The 19959-nt window shown below is 62.4% G+C and carries 10 protein-coding genes; 4 read left to right on the top strand and 6 right to left on the bottom strand.

Annotated features, from left to right (window positions below; genetic code table 11):
* Positions 1–22: 22 nt before the first annotated feature.
* Positions 23–4132: an ATP-dependent RNA helicase HrpA gene (gene hrpA, locus PAN31117_RS18860; protein WP_150739557.1), complete on the bottom strand. Its 4110-nt coding sequence runs from the start codon at positions 4130–4132 to the stop codon at positions 23–25.
* Positions 4133–4176: 44 nt separating this feature from the next.
* On the opposite strand from hrpA, the gene argA reads away from it, so the two are divergent.
* Entirely contained in the window at positions 4177–5526 is a 1350-nt protein-coding gene (gene argA, locus PAN31117_RS18855) for an amino-acid N-acetyltransferase (protein WP_150739556.1), read from the top strand.
* Positions 5527–5718: 192 nt separating this feature from the next.
* Positions 5719–5994: an oxidative damage protection protein gene (locus PAN31117_RS18850; protein WP_039398907.1), complete on the top strand. Its 276-nt coding sequence runs from the start codon at positions 5719–5721 to the stop codon at positions 5992–5994.
* 222 nt (positions 5995–6216) lie between these two features.
* Here PAN31117_RS18850 and PAN31117_RS18845 read toward each other — a convergent pair whose 3' ends face one another.
* Positions 6217–7290 (bottom strand): serine endopeptidase, encoded by a 1074-nt coding sequence (locus PAN31117_RS18845; protein ID WP_150739555.1) that lies wholly within the window; start codon positions 7288–7290, stop codon positions 6217–6219.
* Between the two features lie 15 nt (positions 7291–7305).
* The gene (rpiA, locus tag PAN31117_RS18840; protein ID WP_150739554.1) at positions 7306–7998 is read right to left on the bottom strand and encodes a ribose-5-phosphate isomerase RpiA; all 693 of its coding nucleotides are present in this window, start codon (positions 7996–7998) and stop codon (positions 7306–7308) included.
* Between the two features lie 166 nt (positions 7999–8164).
* Between rpiA and tal the strand changes: the two genes are divergently transcribed.
* Positions 8165–9115: a transaldolase gene (gene tal / locus PAN31117_RS18835; RefSeq protein WP_150739553.1), complete on the top strand. Its 951-nt coding sequence runs from the start codon at positions 8165–8167 to the stop codon at positions 9113–9115.
* A gap of 56 nt (positions 9116–9171) precedes the next feature.
* On the opposite strand, the gene PAN31117_RS18830 is transcribed toward tal, so the two are convergent.
* Positions 9172–11955: a deaminase domain-containing protein gene (locus PAN31117_RS18830; RefSeq protein ID WP_150739552.1), complete on the bottom strand. Its 2784-nt coding sequence runs from the start codon at positions 11953–11955 to the stop codon at positions 9172–9174.
* A 934-nt stretch (positions 11956–12889) separates the two neighbouring features.
* Between PAN31117_RS18830 and PAN31117_RS18825 the strand changes: the two genes are divergently transcribed.
* Positions 12890–16105: a coiled-coil domain-containing protein gene (locus PAN31117_RS18825; protein ID WP_150739551.1), complete on the top strand. Its 3216-nt coding sequence runs from the start codon at positions 12890–12892 to the stop codon at positions 16103–16105.
* A 66-nt stretch (positions 16106–16171) separates the two neighbouring features.
* On the opposite strand, the gene rlmB is transcribed toward PAN31117_RS18825, so the two are convergent.
* Together rlmB and rnr are read right to left on the bottom strand one after the other, a co-directional pair.
* Complete coding sequence (rlmB, locus tag PAN31117_RS18820; protein ID WP_039398917.1) at positions 16172–16942, bottom strand: 23S rRNA (guanosine(2251)-2'-O)-methyltransferase RlmB; 771 nt, start codon at positions 16940–16942, stop codon at positions 16172–16174.
* A 263-nt stretch (positions 16943–17205) separates the two neighbouring features.
* The gene (gene rnr / locus PAN31117_RS18815; RefSeq protein ID WP_150739550.1) at positions 17206–19803 is read right to left on the bottom strand and encodes a ribonuclease R; all 2598 of its coding nucleotides are present in this window, start codon (positions 19801–19803) and stop codon (positions 17206–17208) included.
* Between the last annotated feature and the right edge of the window lie 156 nt (positions 19804–19959).

Here is a 19959-nt window from a genome sequence, read left to right as displayed (position 1 = left end):
GAATGCCCTCGTCACACAGCCCTCAGCGCTGCAACGCTTCCCAGACCTTGTGCAGACGTTTGACCGACACCGGCATGGGCGTGCGCAACTCCTGCGCGAAGAGCGACACCCGCAGCTCTTCGAGCAGCCAGCGAAACTCATCGAGCCGCGCGTCGTGCGAGTCCCGGCGTTGCGAGGTCGCCCGCTGCCAGTTCTGAAGCAGCGGCCCGAGTTCGCTCATGGCACGGGCGTCGCGCGTCGGATCGGCCTTGAGCTTGTCGATGCGCCCGGCCATCGCCTTCAGATAACGCGGGAAGTGCGCCAACTGCGCATATGGCGTGTCGATGAGAAAACGCTTCCCGATCAGACGTTGCAACTGCGCCGTCATATCGGCGTGCGCCTGCGCGAACGGCTTGGCCTGCGTCAGCTTCTTCTGGAGCGCGGCGTACTCCGTGAGGATCTGTCCAGCGAGCCGGGCAATTTCCTGCGCGAGCAACGTCAGACGGCCCCGCCCTTCGTCCTTACGCGCGACGAACGACGCGTTATCTCCCGGCCACGGCAGTTGCAGGCAGGCCCGCTCCAGCGACAGATCAACGATCTGGTCGCGCAGTTCTTCCTGCGTCCCCAGCCCCATGTACTGCATCGCCATCTGCTGCAAGCCGGGGATGTTCTTCTCGAGATACTTCACCTGCTCACGCAACTGAATGGCGAAGAGACGTCGCAGCCCGGCGCGATGCTGGCGTTGCGCCTCGTCCGGATCGTCGAACACTTCGAGATCGCAATGGTCGCCACGGTCGACCAGCGCCGGGTAGCCGAACAGCGTCTGCCCGCCCCGACGAATTTCCAGCATCTCCGGCAACTCGCCGAAGCTCCAGGTCGTGAGATTGTCGTAGCGGCCGGGTTCGACGGCGGCGGCCGGGGCAGCGCCTTGCACCGGCGACTTGCCACCCGACTTGCCTGCCTTGCCCGCTTCGGACGCCTGTCCGCCCTTCGACGACCCGCCCGCTTGCGGCTCGGCGGCAACGTTGCCCGTGGGCGTCGCGCCACTATTGGCTGCGATTTGCTGGAACGTGCGTTGGGCCTGCTGGCCGAGTTCGGCCCGCAGTTGCGCCAGATTGCGTCCCATGCCGAGCTGACGGCCGTGCTCGTCGATCACCTTGAAGTTCATCGACAAGTGTGCCGGAAGCATTTCGAGCTTGAAGTCGCTCGACTTGAGCATGACGCCGGTCAGCTCACGCGCGTCGGCCATCAGAGCATCGAGCAACGCGCCCTGACCGAACGTCGCCCGGTCGAGGAAGCCCGTCGCGTACTCCGGCAGCGGCACGAAGTGGCGACGCAACTTCTGCGGCAGCGACTTCATCAGCAGATGCGCCTTCTCCTTGAGCATGCCGGGCACGAGCCACTCGCAGCGGCGCGCGTCGACCTGATTGAGCGCATAGAGCGGTACGGCGAGCGTCACGCCGTCGCGCGGCGAGCCTGGCTCGAAGTGGTACGTCAGCGCCATCTCGACGCCCGCGATGACCGTCTTCTTCGGGAACAGGTCGGTGGTAACCCCCGCCGCCTCGTGACGCATGAGATCGTCGCGAATGAGGTAGAGCAGCTTGGGGGAGCCCTTGGCCGTCTCCCGATACCAATGCTCGAAACTCGCGCCGTCGTACAAATCGGCGGGCACGTGAGCGTCGTAGAACGCGTAGATCAGTTCGTCGTCGACGAGCACGTCCTGACGGCGCGATTTATGTTCGAGCTGTTCGATGTCCGCAATGAGCTTGCGGTTGTGAGCGAAGAACGGGAGTTTCGTCTCCCATTCGCCTTCCACCAACGCGCTTCGCAGGAAGATTTCCCGCGCGCGACGCGGATCGCGCGGACCGAAGTTCATGCGTCGACGTGCGTAGATCGTCAGGCCATACAACGTGCCACGCTCATAAGCGGTGACTTGCGCGGGCTTCTTCTCCCAGTGCGCGTCGGACAGCGACGTCTTCACCAGATGCTTGCCCACGCGTTCGATCCACTCGGGCTCGATGCGGGCAATGCAACGCGCGTAAAGACGACTGGTCTCCACCAGTTCGCCTGCCATCACCCAGCGCCCGGCCTTCTTCACGAGCGACGAGCCCGGCCAGATGTGAAACTTGATGCCGTGCGCGCCGAGGAAATGCGGATCGTCGTCGGCCTTGCAGCCGATGTTGCCGAGCAGACCCGCAAGCAACGCCAGATGCACCTGCTCATAGGTCGCTTCCGATTCATTCAGACGCCAGCCCTGCTCGCGCACCACGGTGAGCAACTGGCTATGCACGTCGCGCCATTCGCGCAGACGCAACTGCGACAGGAAGTTCTCCCGGCAGGCTTGCGCCAGCAGCCGGTTAGACTTCTTGTGCGCAATCGCCTCTTCGAACCACTTCCAGATCTTGATCCACGACAGGAACTCGGACTTTTCGTCGGCGAACTTCTTGTGCGCGTTGTCGGCGGCGTCCTGCGCTTCGATGGGGCGCTCGCGTGGGTCCTGTACCGCCAGACCGCTGGCGATGATCAGCACCTCGCGCAGCGACTGCTGGTCGCGCGCGGCAAGAATCATGCGCCCCACGCGCGGGTCGAGCGGCAGACGCGCCAGTTCGCGCCCAAGCGGCGTCAACTGGTTGGTGTCGTCGACGGCGCCCAGTTCGTTCAGCAGTTGGTAGCCGTCGGCGACGGCGCGTCCCGGCGGCGGTTCGATGAACGGGAATTCCTCGACCTTGGCCAGGCGCAGCGACTGCATGCGCAGAATGACTGCAGCCAGCGACGAGCGCAGGATTTCCGGGTCGGTAAAGCGCGCGCGCGACTGGAAGTCGGCTTCGTCGTAGAGACGGATGCAAATGCCGTCGGCGACACGACCGCATCGCCCTGCCCGCTGGTTGGCCGCCGCCTGCGAGATCGACTCGATCTGCAGTTGCTCGACCTTGTTGCGGTACGAGTAGCGCTTCACGCGCGCCGTACCGGCATCGACCACGTAGCGGATACCGGGCACGGTCAGCGACGTTTCCGCAACGTTGGTCGCAAGCACGATGCGTCGCGCATTGGACGGCTTGAACACGCGCTCCTGATCGGTCGCGGACAGACGCGCGAACAGCGGCAGAATCTCGGTGTGCGGCGGATGGTGCTTGCGCAGCGACTCGGCCGCTTCGCGAATTTCGCGCTCACCGGGCAGGAAGACGAGCACGTCGCCCGATCCCTCGCGGCAAAGCTCGTCGACCGCGTCGACGATGCCGTCCATCAGATCGCGCTCCCGGTCCCGCGCGCTCGCGCGGCTGCCCTCGCGGCCTTCGGCATTAGCGATGCGCGCATCGTCCTGAATCGGGCGGTAGCGCACTTCCACCGGATACAGACGTCCACTCACTTCGATGACCGGCGCGGGGCGCAGCGTCTCGCCCTCGCCTGTCCCGAAGTGCCGGGCGAAGCGGTCGGCGTCGATGGTCGCCGAGGTAATGATGACCTTCAGATCCGGGCGACGCGGCAGCAGTTGCTTGAGGTAGCCGAGCAGAAAGTCGATGTTCAGACTGCGCTCGTGCGCCTCGTCGATGATGAGGGTGTCGTACGCACGCAACAGCGGGTCGGTCTGCGTCTCGGCAAGCAGAATACCGTCCGTCATCAATTTGACGGACGCGCCGTTGGAGAGCGTGTCGTTGAACCGGACCTTGAAGCCGACGATTTCGCCCAGCGGCGTGTTCAATTCGTCGGCGATGCGGCGCGCGGTGGCCGATGCGGCAATCCGTCGCGGCTGGGTGTGGCCGATGAGACCGGTGCCGCCTGCCCCCAGACCGCGCCCGAGTTCGAGGCAGATCTTGGGCAGCTGAGTCGTTTTCCCCGAGCCGGTTTCCCCGCTGACGATCACGACCTGATGGTCAGCAATGGCGCGCGCGATCTCCTCGCGTCGGCCGGAGACCGGCAGCGCTTCGGGGAACTGGATCTCAGGCACGCGGTTGGCGGCGGCCTGTCGGGCAGCAAGCCGCTCTGCGTCACGCGCGGCGCGATCTGCGGGCGACAGGCGTGGCCCGGCCGGTTTGCCCGGATTTTTGAGGTTATGGGTTTGCGCGGTGCCCGTTGTTTGGGCACGCGTCTGCCCCGGCGCCGTCACTTTCGGCTTCGGGGGCTTAGATTGTCGATTTCGTTCATCACTTGCCATGGGCGCGCATTATATAATCTGCGCATGTTTGCGCACGTACACCCATGCTGACCGAACCCGACCCCGCCCTGCAAGACGAAGAGACCGCCCATCAAGCCCAGTTCGTGGACTGGTTGCGCTCGGTCGCTCCTTACATCCACGCGTTCCGTGACAAGACCTTTGTGGTCGCCTTTGGCGGCGAACTGGTCGCTGCCGGCGGACTCGACTCCCTGATTCAGGACGTCGCGCTGCTGTGCGCCATGGGCATGCACATCGTGCTGGTGCACGGCTCACGACCCCAGGTCGAAGAGCAGATGCGCCTGCGACATATCGAATCGCACTTCGCTCAGCAGTTGCGCATTACGGATGCCGCCGCGCTCGAAGCGGTGAAGGAAGCTGCTGGCGAACTGCGTCTGGATATCGAGGCATCGATCAGCCAGGGGCTGCCGAACACACCGATGGGCAACGCGCGCATCAGCGTTGTGTCGGGCAACTTCGTGACCGGGCGCCCTGTCGGCATCGTCGACGGTGTGGACTTCCAGCACACGGGCGTGGTCCGCAAGGTTGACGCCGAGTCGATCCGCCTGTCGCTCGCGAACGGCAAGATCGTGCTGCTCTCGCCGCTCGGCTTCTCGCCGACCGGCCAGTCATTCAATCTGACGATGGAAGACGTGGCATCGTCTGCCGCCATCGCATTGCGCGCGGACAAGCTGATCTTCATCACCGAGACGCATGGCGTTCTCAATGAATACAACGAGTTGCAGCGCGAACTGACGTTGGAAGACGCCCAGCGCATGCAGTCTCAGGGCACCATCGACCGCGACTCGGCCTTCTATCTGAAGTACGCCACGCGCGCCTGCCGCGCCGGCGTAGGCCGCGCCCATATCGTGCCGTTCTCGCTCGACGGCAGCATGCTGCTCGAACTCTTCTCGCACGATGGCGTGGGCACGATGATCTCGTATGAGAATCTGGAAAGCCTGCGCGAAGCGACCATCGACGACGTCGGCGGTATTCTGCAACTCATCGAACCGCTGGAATCGGACGGCACGCTGGTCCGCCGCGGTCGCCATCAGCTCGAACGCGACATCGATCACTTCTCGGTCATCGAGCACGATGGACGCCTCTTCGGTTGCGCCGCGCTCTATACGTACCCCTCCGAGCGCATCGGCGAGATGGCCTGCCTGACGGTCGATCCGGAAGCGCAAGGCTCAGGCGACGGCGAACGTCTGCTCAAACATATCGAGCAACGCGCCCGTGCCCGAGGTCTGGAACGCTTGTTCGTGCTCACGACCCGCACGGAACACTGGTTCCTCAAGCGCGGTTTCGTCAAAGCAGGTGTCGACGATCTGCCCGCCGACCGCCGCCGCCTCTACAACTGGCAGCGCCGCTCGCTGGTGCTCATCAAGAAACTGTAATCAGGGCGGGCAGGTCTCGCGTGACGCTCGGTCTCATCCCTTGCATCCCGCGCCCCTGCCCCCATATCCGGTTTTCGGCCGCCGCCGTTGGCCCTCGGGACGTGACTTTTGCGAGTTTGCCCTCGCCCCCTCCCGCCACCAACGCGCTACCCCCATTCACACTACACTCGACGATCACGAAGGAGTTCCCTCATGGCCCGCATGGTTCAATGCATCAAACTCGGCACCGAAGCCGAAGGTCTCGATTTCCCCCCCATGCCCGGTGAACTCGGCAAACGCCTCTGGGAAAGCGTCTCGAAAGAGGCCTGGGCCGGATGGCTCAAGCAACAAACCATGCTCATCAACGAGAACCGACTGAACATGGCCGATCCCCGTGCGCGTCAGTACCTCGTGAAGCAAACCGAGAAGTACTTCTTCGGCGACGGCGCCGATGTCGCACAAGGCTACGTGCCGCCGCCTTCCGAGTGAGCTAAAACCTCCCTCCGGGCAGATCGGCACCCTATTCCGGCGCTCAGACATAGACCCAACTCGCTCCAGAACAGGGCACCGATCCGCCCCTCATACGCCCTCAGTGCTTCTCCTCAGGACGCATGCCGCAACGACAAAGGGCACATGCCGTCACCCAGCATGTGCCCTTTGTTTATTCCGCTGACCACCTCGATGTACGGGTGTCGGCAGCCCACCTCTCGATTACACGGGACTCGCTTGCGACTGCGGATCGGCATTCACACCCGTCGACCGCGCACCACATTGATGGCAGAAATGCGCAAACGCATTTTTCCGCGTCTTGCACGTGCCGCAATGGTCGAACAGACAGATGCCGCAGTGCACGCAATAGTCCCGCGTCGGATCGTCCAGCTTCACCGCCCGCTCACACCCCGGACACACCGACTTCGCCAGTCTTGCCTGCGCCAGATCGTATGACAGCGTTTTGCGACGCTGCTCGTCCGGTAACTGCTCTTCCGCTTTTTGTCGCGCCAGATATCGCTGCAACGACACAATGGCGTACCGGCCAATCAGCACCGTCAGCACAATCCCCACGAGATACCGCACGTAGCCGCCGTAATCGGGCAGGTACGGCACCAACTCGACGAAGAACGCGAACAGCGCAAAGAAGATGAAGCCCCAGACGAACGGCCACCACGTACTCTTGCGCTGACGCACGAACAACCAGCCACCAATCGCCAGCAATGGCAGCGTGAGCGCCAAGCGGATGCCGAAGACCTTGAGTTCCTGCGAGCGCTGGATCGCCGCCAGTTGCTCACCCGCCGTCACGTCGAGTGCAACGCGAGCCGTACGCGCCGTCTGCACGGCACGCTGGGCATCCAACTGCTTCGATTCGAGCGCGTCGACCTGCGTTTGCGCATCGCGCTCCGCCGTCTTGAGTGTGTCGAGGGCACGCGTGCGGGAAACGAGTTCGGCGTCCTGACTGGCCTGCGCCGTCGCAGTTCGCGTCGCCACCCAGTCGTTGAATGACTCACGCGCATTGCGGTACGCAGTGCTGCGCGCCTTGAGCTGCAAACGCGCGGTCTCCAACTGGGCGCCGACGTCTTCCTGTTGCGTCTGCGCCTGCTTGATCGCGGCGTCGGCACGTTCGGCCTGCACCCGATCAACGAAGGAATCGAGTGTCGGCGCGGGTGCTACGCCCGGCAATTTGTCGACGACAAGACCGCCAAGCCCGATGAGGAATGCCGCGAACAACACGGCAATCAGCCACAGGCCACGACGGAACCAGGTTTCAGGGAGACGACGCGATCCAGCCATCCTGCCCTCCCGGGATCAGTTCTTATAGTCGATGGTGCGTACGCCCTCGGACGTACCCATGAGCGTGATATCCGCGCCGCGTTGCGCAAACAGACCGACCGTGACCACGCCGGGAATCTGGTTGATCCTGGTCTCGAACGCCACCGGGTCGAGAATCTGCAACCCATGCACGTCCAGAATAGCGCAACCGTTGTCGGTCATGTACGGACTGCCATCGGCACGCACGCGCGCCTGCGGCTTGCCGCCGAGCGCTTCGAGCGCGCGAGCGACGCTTGCCTGTGCCATCGGGATCACTTCGACCGGCAGCGGGAAGACGCCCAGTACAGCCACTTCCTTCGAGGCATCGACCACGCAGACGAATTCCTTCGCCACCGAGGCGACGATCTTCTCGCGCGTGAGCGCGCCGCCACCGCCCTTGACCATATGGCCGAGCGCATTGATTTCATCCGCACCGTCGACGTACACGGGCAGGCTGTCGATCTGGTTCAGATCGAACACTTCGATGCCGTGCTTGCGCAGACGCTCGGTGCTCGCTTCGGAACTGGAGACCGCGCCGCGATACCGGCCCTTGTGGGCGGCAAGCGCATCGATAAAGCAGTTGGCGGTGGACCCGGTGCCCACGCCGATCACGCTGCCCTCGGGCACGTGTTGGTTCACATAGTCGGCAGCAGCCTGGCCGACCAGGCGTTTGAGTTCGTCCTGGGTCATGGGGAATTCCGGCAAAGTTTGGTAAAGTCGGAAGTTTACCGGAGTCGGACGTGACGCGCCGTTTTTCGCTGTTTTTGATGTGATTCGTCATCCCGGCCCCGTCTTGCTGTTCCGGCCCCGCGCCGGATGTCATGTCACGCAGTGCTTCTCTCGCAAGGCCGCTCTCATGAATCTGCTCGATCAACTCAAGCGTCACACCATCGTCGTTGCCGACACCGGCGACTTTCAGGCGATGGATGCCTACAAGCCGCAAGACGCCACCACCAATCCCTCGCTGATCCTCGGTGCGGTCCAGAAAGACGCCTACCGTCCGATCCTCGCGCGTGTGGTCGGCGAGCATCGTGCCGCATCGACGGACGAGATCATCGACCGTCTGCTGATCGCCTTCGGTAAAGAGATTCTGGATATCGTGCCGGGCCGCGTCTCAACGGAAGTGGACGCCCGCCTGTCGTTCGATACGGCAGGCACCGTGGCTCGCGCCCGCAAGCTCATCGCGATGTACGAAGCCGAAGGCATCGAGCGCGATCGCGTGCTGATCAAGATCGCCTCGACGTGGGAAGGCATTCGCGCCGCCGAAATTCTGGAGCGCGACAAAATTCGCTGCAACATGACGCTGCTGTTCTCGCTGGTGCAGGCCGCCGCGTGCGCTGAGGCCGGGGCCCGGCTGATTTCGCCATTCGTCGGACGCATTTACGACTGGTACAAGAAGTCGGCCGGTGCGAACTGGGACGAAGCGGCGAACGCCGGTGTCAACGATCCGGGTGTTCGTTCGGTATCGGCCATCTATCGCTACTACAAGCACTTTGGCCACGACACGGAAGTGATGGGCGCGAGCTTCCGCTCCACCGGCCAGATTCTGGCGCTCTCCGGCTGCGATCTGCTGACGATCAGCCCTGCCCTGCTGGAACAACTGCGCACGACCGAAGGCGAGGTCAAACGTCAACTCGATGTGAAGGACGCGCGCTCGGCCGACATCGCACGCGTCAAAACGGACGAACCGTCGTTCCGCTTCGCCCTCAACGACGATGCGATGGCCACCGAAAAACTCGCGGAAGGCATTCGCGCGTTTGCGGCCGATGCAATCAAGCTCGAAGGGCTGATCGACGCAGCACGCTAAGGTCCGGCGGGCCACGGCCGACAAACGACCGCGGCCCGCCATCGCGACAGTGCGCGTTATTGAGCAGGCATGGCAGGACGTCCCGATGACTTGTCTTTGCTGCCGGGTTGTGGGTTGCGCAAATTCGCAAATCTTTGCTCAATTTCGCTGGTCGTTGGTGCCCCTCTTAGCGCATCCAGCCTTTCCTGAAACGCCAAGTCTGCCGGAGTTGCCCTCAAGGCTGCCAACCGGACATTCATACTCCAGACGTCTCTTTCGAGATTAGCGGTGGCCTCGTTTTTGAAATAGTTCCTCGTAAACTCCTCGGCAGCTCGCTTCGTTTGTTGCTTCGCCGAATGTCGGGCGTAGGCTACGGCGTCGCTTCGAACCTGCGCCGCTACTTGCTGCTTCGCCGCTTTGCTTGCTTCGGTATAAGCCTGAAGCGACGCCGCTCTCACAGCGTCCAACGCCATTTGCTTTGCCTCACGTTGGGCGGCGTATTTCGCCGCGCTGCTCGACGCTTGTTCGGCCTGAGATTTGGCGGCTGTGGCCGCTTCGCTTCGGGCCGCTTGCGCCGCATCCTCGACTTGTTGCCGAACCTGCTGTTTAGCCAGGGAGGTTTTCACGCTTTGCACCGCCTGACTTGCCGATGTCGTTAAGTTTTCCGACGCGGTGGCGCTTGCTCCGGAAAGCACCGTCCGATACTCCTTGCGTGCCTCCCGGACCTGCGCATCGAACACGTCCTGAAGCGCTTTCTGAGTTGCGGAAGGATTACGCTGTTGGAACTCGGCGTAGGCTGCGGTTCGCCGCGCGATGATCTCGTCAACGGCGGCTTTACGACTGCCGATAATCGCTCTGCCGTACGATGGCCCCAGATCTTCGATCAGGGTTGTCGCGATGTGTGACGGTGGCGCAGTGTCGGGCATAACCTTGTGCCACTCCTCGTTCAAGGTGTCGTGAATCATCTCGCGGAACTCTCGCTGCTCCGCGATCGTTATCGTGGGCATGGCCTCTCGCAGTCGATTAGCCAGTCGCTGGTTGTCTGCAGCGTCGAGTGCGGACAAGGAAAGCACTTCGCGTGCCTGGACGAGGACCTCCTTGAGCGTGACATGGTTGAACTCAAGACATTCCGCGGGCTGAATCTGAATGAACAGACGCGCTGCCAATGTCAGCGTCCGGCGCAAGCTGACATAGTGCGGTAACTCCCTGATGCCCGGAACCAGTGCTTCGTCTTTGAGCCACGCGACCAGCGAGTCTCGCCCATCGCGCGGAGCATGTGGGGCGCGCAGCAGCTCTACGTAGAAGCAGCGTGCCGAGCCGCTCGGCTTGCTTAGCATGACTTCCAGCAGCGTGTCGCGAGACACCCCGGCTTCCTTGAGTTCATGCAAGAGACTCGCCCATGCTCGGGCAAGCATGGGATGGGTGGCCACACGTCTTCCGAGCATTGACACGTAAGCGCGACCTTCCGGGGATAGCAGCGCATCGGTGACGTTGTCAGAGCGCACCACTTCCGTACGCGTCAAAACCCCTAACAAGCGCAGGTAGTAACCGTTGCCGAAGATCCCCAATTGCGCAGTGTTCGTGTAGCTGCCATTGGCCTCAAGAAGACAATCCGTCAATGCACCCAGCATTTCCGGTGTCGGCAGGCGACGGCCGATCTTGTACATCTGCGCAAAATTCCCCGTAATGAGATGCCCGTGAAGTTCGTTGACCGAGGCACTGAATTCCTGCAGGGCGCGTACTGCCGGATTCCGGCTGTTTGCGGTCGTGACGCCATAATCACGGTGATAGACGACGCTGACCGGCTGCTTCGTTTGCGTTTGCAGTCTCCCCAGCGCACCGGCGCACGAATCGCAGGTATCGAGCATCGTGTTGACATGGATGCTCCCCGTAACGGGATGCTCGCGCGCCTCGTAAGCAATGACCGCCGCGAGAATCTGCTCAGCGTCGAATCGGCGGTCGATGTTCGTGTTGCACTCGGGGTCCAGCACCGGCAAGTTCATCTGCACACCGGATCGACGCGATGCGTTTGGGGCCTCACGGGTGTACTTTGCCAGACGGCGCTTGGCATCGATAAATGTGAGATGGTCGACGCTGATCTCGTCGTCGTTGCCCATCGAATCGTGTATCGCGAGCTTCAGACCCTCTACTCGAGCGCCGCCGGACAACGAGAAATAGACTTTGCGGCCAGCGGCAGTATCGGCGGCGGCAAATGCAAAGTTGCTTTCGCGCAAACTCGCTTTCAGATCCGCAACCCCCGCCGGGTTCCCGATATTCCACTCGCCATCGGTTTCAAACACCAGGTCCGATCCGAGCACCGTTCGATAAACGGCCAGATCGAATTCGTCGCGCTCGGCGTTGAATACCTCACGGCGCGACATACTAGCCTTGTTGCCTTCGACGAATTTTCGCTGCGCGTGCTCCGAGGTGAAAATCCGGTAGGCATCGTCGGTAACAGCAGATGACGGCCGCGTTTGGCCTGAACGAATTTGTTCGGCCTCAAGCTGGTGAACCACGTTGCAAAAGCTGGTCGTGCGATGGAGTTCGGTGGTATCGGTTTTTACTTGATGCTTGATCTCCCGAAACTGCTCGATCAGACGTTCGTCTTCCGGGACTTGGGGATCCAGCCATTCGAAGGTCACCTGCCCGGAATGGTCGTGCCGCATGCGCGAGGCATGGAAGCGATTCGGCTCCACCTGGACAACCACTGTCGACGTCGTGCCCGGGATCCGGGCCCCAAAAATTTCTTTTTCGAATGGCACGCCTTGCACGATGTCGGAAAGCACGAGCGGCACCAACGAGGGCGCAGGACGCGGCGCGCCCTCTTCTCCCATCGGCCCGGAACTGACGAAACTCGGCATTGGGAGTTCGTTTGAAATCCTTCCTTTGATCGAATCATTGAAAGCCGGTATTGGCGGAAGGCCCCTCGCTTTGGCGTCCTCCGAAGAGAGTGCGGTAACACGAGAGCCAGCGGGATTGACTCTGACGTATTGCTGATTGTGGACAAACAGCCCTATCCGACTCACATGCTTGTCGCCGCTGCCAGTAGCACCCCGCGATGGACCCGGCACTGGCTCCGATGCGGGCGGCGGTGGGGACGCCGGGCTGACGCGAAAACTCGATAACGCCGAAGCGATGTGCGTCTCGGCAGGCGGCTGAAGGAGCTGACGCTCCGCTTTGGGCGGGAGGCCAAAATCGCTGATCTTTCGCGGAGACTTGCAAGTGACCAGCTTCGGCCACTCGGAGGCGCGGGCAGGCGAGACGGCGTCGGTCGGTGGCCGCACGAACTCCCTCGATTCCCGAGGCCCGGGAGATACCCGTGGCGTGTCGCCTTGCGGGGAATTATCGAGCGTGTCGGCTGCCGCCTGATGCGACGAGGGGCCGGCCACTGCGGAAGTTTGATGGATTGTAGGCAAAGTGTCAGCGCCGCTTTTCGGCTCTTTGGTGGAGGTACTTGTGACACTAGAGTCGCGCTGGGCCGAGGCCTTCCATAAATCGCTGTGCGCCTTGGCGTGAGCGGTTCGCAGCCCGGCATCCAATCAATTTTTGAAAGTCACCGGTCGGGGCGAGGCGGACATTTGCGTTGTTCTCAACTCATCAGGCGCCATGGAACTGCCCAGTGCACGGCAGGCGGCTCTCGAACGAAGCTCGAAGCCAATCTGCCGCGGGATGCTAAGCGCCAAGCCATTCATGTGCCCAGGTCCAATCGGAAACACACCTCCAGCGCCCTTGCGCGGACCGGCTTCAGATGAAGTCGAGCAAGCCCCGCCCCGGACTCGCCCGAGCAGCGACTTCATGGCCTCCGGCCACGTGTTGGGCCGCGTGCCCGACTCGACGCGGACCTGGCCGCGTCTTAAGGCAAGCAACTCGCACCCTCGACTCACCGACCTTATGCACACGTGGGAAACACCCACCGCCCCCGATATAGCCACCAGTAACGACGACCTTCCCGAGCGACTGTTCCGTACGCCCTCGTCGATCTCGGTGGTCAGTCTTGTTCCGGCCCCTTTACCCGGGCGCAAGCGTCATGTCTCGGAGAGCGCAGTACCGACCGACAAAAGGCATGCAGCGCGCGCCTTCTTTGCCATCGAGGGACGGTTCGCCACGGTGTCGGAGGAGGACTTACAGCCGAGCGCATTATCCGCAAGCAGTGCGCGACGTTTTGGATTGCCCCCCAAGCCCCATTACCGCCCCCACATCACAGGCGCGGTATCGGCGAGAAATGCCCCCTTGCACAACGGGCAAGGCGAGGCAGCACTCGTTCGCATGGAACTGTCGGATATCGTCGACGGCGTGCCGTATGAGAAATCGGTGGTCGGGGTACAGCTCCCGGACATCGGGCAAATCGTTGTCTGTGCCGATGCAGACGCCTTTTACGTCACGAGTACCATTCCCCCCGACGCCACTCAGGTGCGCCTTCGGCGATTGGACTCGCACGACCGGGACGACCAGCAAAAAATCGACGAATACCTGGCGCATAAGCGTCAGCTCAAGACTGACGCCATGATGAAGAACCCGCCGCTCACGGCACTGAACGTGGCGCGCACGTTCACGCGACGCCCGGGGTCCCCCGACGCCGATGCAGTCCGCAACGCGTTAAACACACTCACATCTCCTGTCGAACTGACGAGCTATGTGGAGAACTGCCGCGCGCAGTTGCGTAGCCGTCAACGCTTTGACGCCTATTTCCACAAACGCGATCTGGATATCTACAGGACCCTGTTGGGGGACGATCTGGTATTCCAGGAGAACGGCCAATGGAACATTTCTCACGATGCGGGCATTGCCGACGTACGCATGCATTTAATGAACGGCAACCTCGCGTTTGCGGTGCTCGGCGCTGAGTCCGGCGTCAATGTTTACTTCGCCACTTCGGACAGCGAACGCCTCGAAGGTTTGCGGCTGCACATTCATGAGGCCATGGGCAACGTCAAGGATGCCGTCGATATTGGCGACATAACTTACATCGATGCGAAACGGCGACTCGCACGGATCGCGACAATCGCCAACGCGCCGGGCCCCTCGCGGGCACGTGTCAATCTGCCCGCCCTAACCCCGCCCGGCGCCCGGCAACCCGAACGATTTCGCGACGCCGAGCAGATTCTCGCGGCGGTCATCGAACACGATATGCGCAAGGACCCGATCATCACCGTCATTCACGTGAATAGTTTTCTCGATACTTGCGACTCTTGCTCAGTGGCCCTGCCCTTACTCTCAGCGATCACCGGCCAAGACATCAGCTTTGTCTATCACCGCGACTACGGTGTCACGAGTCCGATCAGCGAAGATCGTCGAATTCGTATGCTCAAGATGCTGGCCACATCCGCCAACCGCCTGCGCGATGCGCTCATCAACGACGATCACGCGACGCTGAACGAAGTGTCGAAGACACTACTAAAACCGGAGATGCTCGGCGTGATTGCGAGCACACTTCGTATCTCGTCAGTGTCTCCGGCACATCCGAAAATCTACCCCATCGCCAACGCGCTGTACTTGCACTTGCTCGCGTCGCTCATCCGTGAGCAAGCCACATTCGGCAACGATACCGTTGCCATGCTTCGTTCCAACGAAGGCAAGATCTACGTCGCCCTGGTCGGCTATCGGATACGTAACGACTCATACCTGGCGCGCGCCTGGTGCACTTTGATGCGAGAGCTAACGCTTTCGGGCGTCTCGGCCGAAGCGTTGCGAGCGATTCTGCTCGCCAGAGCGAACCGATTCCTTAGCAGCTTCTGGCTGGAGCTGTTGAGCGCACGCTCGACCACGCGTGAGAATCATTTGGATCAGGTGTATCACCTTTTAAAACAAGACGACCTGAACCCGTCGCTCACGCACGCACGCCGCGAGCGTGGCCTTATGGAAGCAATGCGCATTCGGGTGCTGCGTTATCTGAAAATCTCACCTCGGGCTCCCGCCACAGTGGATCGATTCGTTAGCGCCGGGAAATCGATGCCCGAAGTTCTCGAAGCGATCCGAACGGTGATCTCCGAACGTAGCGTGATCGAGTTGGAGCAGGAGCGTCTGCGAAGCGAGCTGCGCGAGGCGATGCCGACGATGACCGTGGGTGAACAGCGCGAATTGAGGAACACGATCACAGCGATGGTTGACGAGGCCTGGCGCGCGGAGATTCCCGGAGAGTCGCCGCCGTCCGATATTGTGCAAAGTGTGCTCGCGAGCGTTGGGCCGGGACTCGGCCGACATCTGGCCGAACTCAGAGGGCCCGCCATTCGCGAAATCATCGATGCGACGATCGAGCGCTACGGAAAGCATTTGTACCGATACCCCGACGCGAATGAGGAACAGATGGCTGCGGCATTCCGTGAGCACCTGAAATCAGCTAGCACCCGATACGCGGCTTTGCTCGCCGACGACGCGACTTGCGACACATCCACTCCCAGTGGTGTACAGCCTGAGATTCAAGCTCAGGTGGGCGTCGAGGCTCGTACCCTCAAAGCGAGGCTGGCCCGCAAAGCCGCGCGAACCGCCGAACTCCAGGCCGCCAAAGCGCGTGCTGAGGCGCAGCGGGCAATGTCTTCCACATCGAATTACGTCAAAGAACAGGCGCTGGCTCGCGTCAAAGAGCAAGCCCGCAACACCGCATTCCAGGCGACGGCAGACGCAACTCGCAGGGTGATGGAGAACGCCAAAAAGGAGGCGCTCATCAAGAGTCAGCGCGACGCCCGGGAGGCTACAGCAAGAATTGCGGCAAACAAAATCCGGGCGGCAACAGCCCGAGTCAAACGAGAGGCCCGCATGCGCGCAGTGGAGGCTGTCAAACAGCTAATCGCCGAAAGGCGGCGGACTAATACCCAAGCCGGGGAGAACCGGAATCGGCCTCTGGATGACAAGTCCTCCGAGACAAATTTTCAGTTCAGGCTTGACGCGTTGCGATACGGCACACTGGGCGCGATCGCACGACTTCCTGTCGAATCCGGTCCCATCGGTGACGCGAAAAAGGCCGATGAGGTCTCTGGGTCGCGCTCAAGAGTGCCGCTGAAGTCGACACAATGACCGCCGTCCCCCGAGGCAAAATCGCCCCCCGGCAGCCTCAATGCCTGCTCAAGGGCGGTGCAACATTTACTTGCCCTTGACCGCGACCTTGCGCTGACGCACGGCCTCATAAAGGCACACGGCGCTTGCCACCGACACGTTCAGGCTTTCGCAGCCGCCAGCCATCGGGATGCTCATGAGTTCGTCGCACGTCTCGCCCACGAGGCGGCGCATGCCCTCGCCTTCCGCGCCCATGACGATCGCCATCGGGCCGGTGAGCTTCGTGCCGTAGATATCGGCCGGCGCGTCGTCGGAGGTGCCGACCACCCAGATGCCGCGCTCCTTGAGGTCGCGCAACGTGCGGGCGAGGTTCGTCACCATGATGTACGGGACCGTCTCAGCCGCACCGCTCGCGACCTTGGCCACGGTGGCGTTCAGACCGACTGCGCGGTCCTTCGGGGCGATCACGGCGTGCGCGCCCGCACCGTCGGCCACCCGCAGGCAAGCGCCGAGGTTGTGCGGATCGGTCACGCCGTCGAGGATCAGCAGCAGCGGATCGCCCGAGATGCCGTCGAGCAGTTCGTCGAGATTGAGGGCCAGCGAGATTTCCTCAGCTTGCGCCACAACGCCCTGGTGCCGCGACGTGCCGGTCATGCCGTCGAGACGTTTGCCGTCCGCCTGAACCAGTTTGATCTTGACGCCCGGGGCGTTCTTGTACGACTCCACGGCCTTGAGGAAATCCGTCATACGACGGTCGCGACGGGTCGGGTCGTAGTAGATCTCTTTGACGCTGGTGGCGTCGTGACGCAGGCGTGCGGTCACGGCATGGAAGCCGAACAGCATTTTCAATTTACTCATTTCATTTCCTCAAAATAGCGTGTGCCGTGGCGTCTGTTGCCGTGACGAGGGATGCTGCCGCTTGCTTCACGCACAACTGTCGTCGCCTAAAGCACGACGGCGGCGGGAGCCACATGGGCCGCCGCCGCCGCAATCCATCGCGGGTACCGGATGCCGGTGATTTCCGGCAAAGGCGCCCATCTTACTGCAAACCGCTCACCGCGCCGTCGTTCGATGCATAGTGCCGTGCGCAGCGCAGGGGCTGTGCACGGCACGCGAATCGATTAACGACGCGGCTTCTTCGTCTGACCACCGGGGCCGCCCTGACCGCCCTGACCGCCCTGCCCACCTTGTCCGCCCTGACCACCTTGTCGCTTTGCCGGTGCCTTGCCGCTACCGCTGTGCTTCGAGGGGGCTCCGCCGCGCTCTGCACGCGCGGCTTTCACCTTCGCGGACTTGGGTTTGGCGGGCCGTTTGCCGGCCGGTGCAGGTTGCACGCCGTTGAGCAGTGCGCCGCCCTTGGGCAGTTGACGGATGGTTGGGCCGGCGCTGGCGGAGCCAGCGATACCGGGCGTGCCGGCGGCGGGCGTCGGCACCGGGGCACCGCCGCGTTCGCTACGGCCGGACGTCTTCGCGAGCGAGCGGGCGTTCGGTTCGCGTACGAGGCGGAAGTCGATCTTGCGGGCGTCCAGATCCACACGGCTCACTTGCACGCGCACGCGGTCGGTGAGTCGATAGCGGATACCGGTGCGTTCGCCGCGCAGTTCGTGGCGGACTTCGTCGAACTGGAAATAATCGCTGCCCAGTTCCGTAACGTGCACGAGGCCTTCGATGAAGAGATCGTCGAGTTGCACGAAGATGCCGAACGACGTGACGGCACTGACCGTTCCGCCGTACTCCTCGCCGAGCTTGTCGCGCATGAAGTAGCACTTGAGCCAAGCTTCGACGTCGCGGGACGCTTCGTCCGCGCGGCGTTCGTTGGCGGAGCAATGCAGGCCGAGTTCGTCCCAGATCGCGTCGCGCTTCTTCGCGCTCGGCGACTTCTTGTTTTTGTCGTCGTCCTTTTGCAGCTTGCGTGCGTGGGGCGAGAGGCCCGTCGTCAGCTCGACACCGGCGGGAATTTCCGGCTCGTACTTCTTGCCCGCGAGAATGGCTTTGATGGCGCGGTGCGTGAGCAGGTCCGGATAGCGACGAATCGGGCTGGTGAAGTGGGTATAGGCCGGATAAGCGAGGCCGAAGTGACCGATGTTGTCCGGGCTGTAGACTGCCTGCTGCATCGAGCGCAGGAGCATCGTCTGGAGCATGGGCGCATCGGGCCGGGACTCGATTTGCGTCATCAGTTCCGAGTAATCGGACGTGGCCGGTTCGTCCCCGCCGCCGAGCGAGAGCCCGAGGGTCTTGAGGAAGGTACGCAGCACCTGAAGGCGTTCGCCCGAAGGTCCGGCGTGAATACGATACAGACCGGGTTGTTTGTGACGCTTGAGGAAGTCGGCTGCACAGACGTTGGCTGTGAGCATGCATTCCTCGATGAGGCGGTGGGCGTCGTTGCGCGTACGCGGGAGGATCTGTTCGATCTTGCCTTGTGCGTTGCAGACGATGTACGTCTCCGTCGAATCGAACTCGATGGCGCCGCGCGACTTACGTGCCTTGGCGAGGACCTTGTAGAGGTCGTACAGGTTCTGCAGGTGGGGCAGTAGCGTTGCGCGGCGTTGCGCTTCGGCGCCCTTCGTATTGCCGAGGACGGCGGCGACTTCCGTGTAGGTCAGGCGCGCGGCGGAGTGGATGACGGCCGGATAGAACTGATAGGCCTTCACTTCGCCGTTCGGTGCGACGAGTGCGTCGCAGACGAGTACGCAGCGGTCGACGTCCGGGTTAAGGGAGCACAGGCCGTTTGAGAGCTTTTCCGGGAGCATCGGGATGACGCGTCGCGGGAAGTAAACGGAGGTGCTGCGCGTGAGGGCATCGGCGTCGAGCGGTCCGCCAGCGGCGACGTAATGCGAGACGTCGGCGATGGCGACGATCAGGCGGTAGCCGTTCGTGCGGCCGACCTTGGCGGGTTCGCAGTACACGGCGTCATCGAAATCGCGGGCGTCTTCGCCGTCGATGGTGACGAGGGGGACGTCGCGCAGGTCGATGCGGTGGCGCAGATCGGGGGCACGGACTTCGTCGGGGAGCGCACCGGCGGCGGCGAGGGCTTCGGCGGAGAACTGGTGGGGCACGCCGTACTTGCGCACGGCGATTTCGATTTCCATGCCGGGGTCGTCGATATCGCCGAGGACTTCCGAGACGCGGCCGATGGGCTGGCTATAACGGCTGGGGTAATCGGTGAGTTCGACGGAGACGACCTGTCCGACCTTCGCTTTGCCTTGGGCGCGGGGAGGGATCAGGATGTCATGGCTGATGCGTTTGTCTTCGGGCGCGACGACCATGACGCCGTTCTCGTTGAGGAGGCGGCCGATGACATGGGTGTTGGCGCGGCTGACGACTTCGACGATATGGCCTTCGGGGCGACCGCGGCGGTCATAGCCGGCGATGCGCAGGAGGACGCGATCGTTATGCATGACCTTCTTCATTTCCTCGGTGGGGAGGAAGAGGTCGTCGCCGTCATCGTCGCGTACGGCGAAGCCGTAGCCATCGCGGTGGCCGATGACACGGCCTGCGATGAAGTTGGACGGGTGGGTCAACTGATAGTAACCGCGGCGGTCGAGACGAATTTGATCGTCGCGTTCCATGGCGGCGAGGCGCTTGAAGAAGCCTTCGCGCTCCTGCTTTTTGATGGCGAGGGCTTCGGCGATATCGTTGGCGGACAGCGCGGAGTCTGCGGTGCGCAGGACACCGAGGATCTCTTCGCGACTCGGGATCGGATAGGGATATTTGCTCAAAGGTCGGTAGCGTTACTGTGCCGGTTGAGTCCGGCCGAGTGGCGCACCATGCGCCCGACGGTCCGTGGGGTTGTAAGGACGCGCGGATAGCGGCGTCTTACAGTCAGGGACAATCATACGGCAAACCTCACGAAAACTGCCACCTGTGCGGAATTT

The sequence above is a fragment of the Pandoraea anapnoica genome, assembly GCF_902459765.1.
Taxonomy (GTDB): Bacteria; Pseudomonadota; Gammaproteobacteria; order Burkholderiales; family Burkholderiaceae; genus Pandoraea; species Pandoraea anapnoica.
Note: the sequence above shows the minus strand (reverse complement) of the source record. Positions and strands in the feature narration are given on the sequence as shown.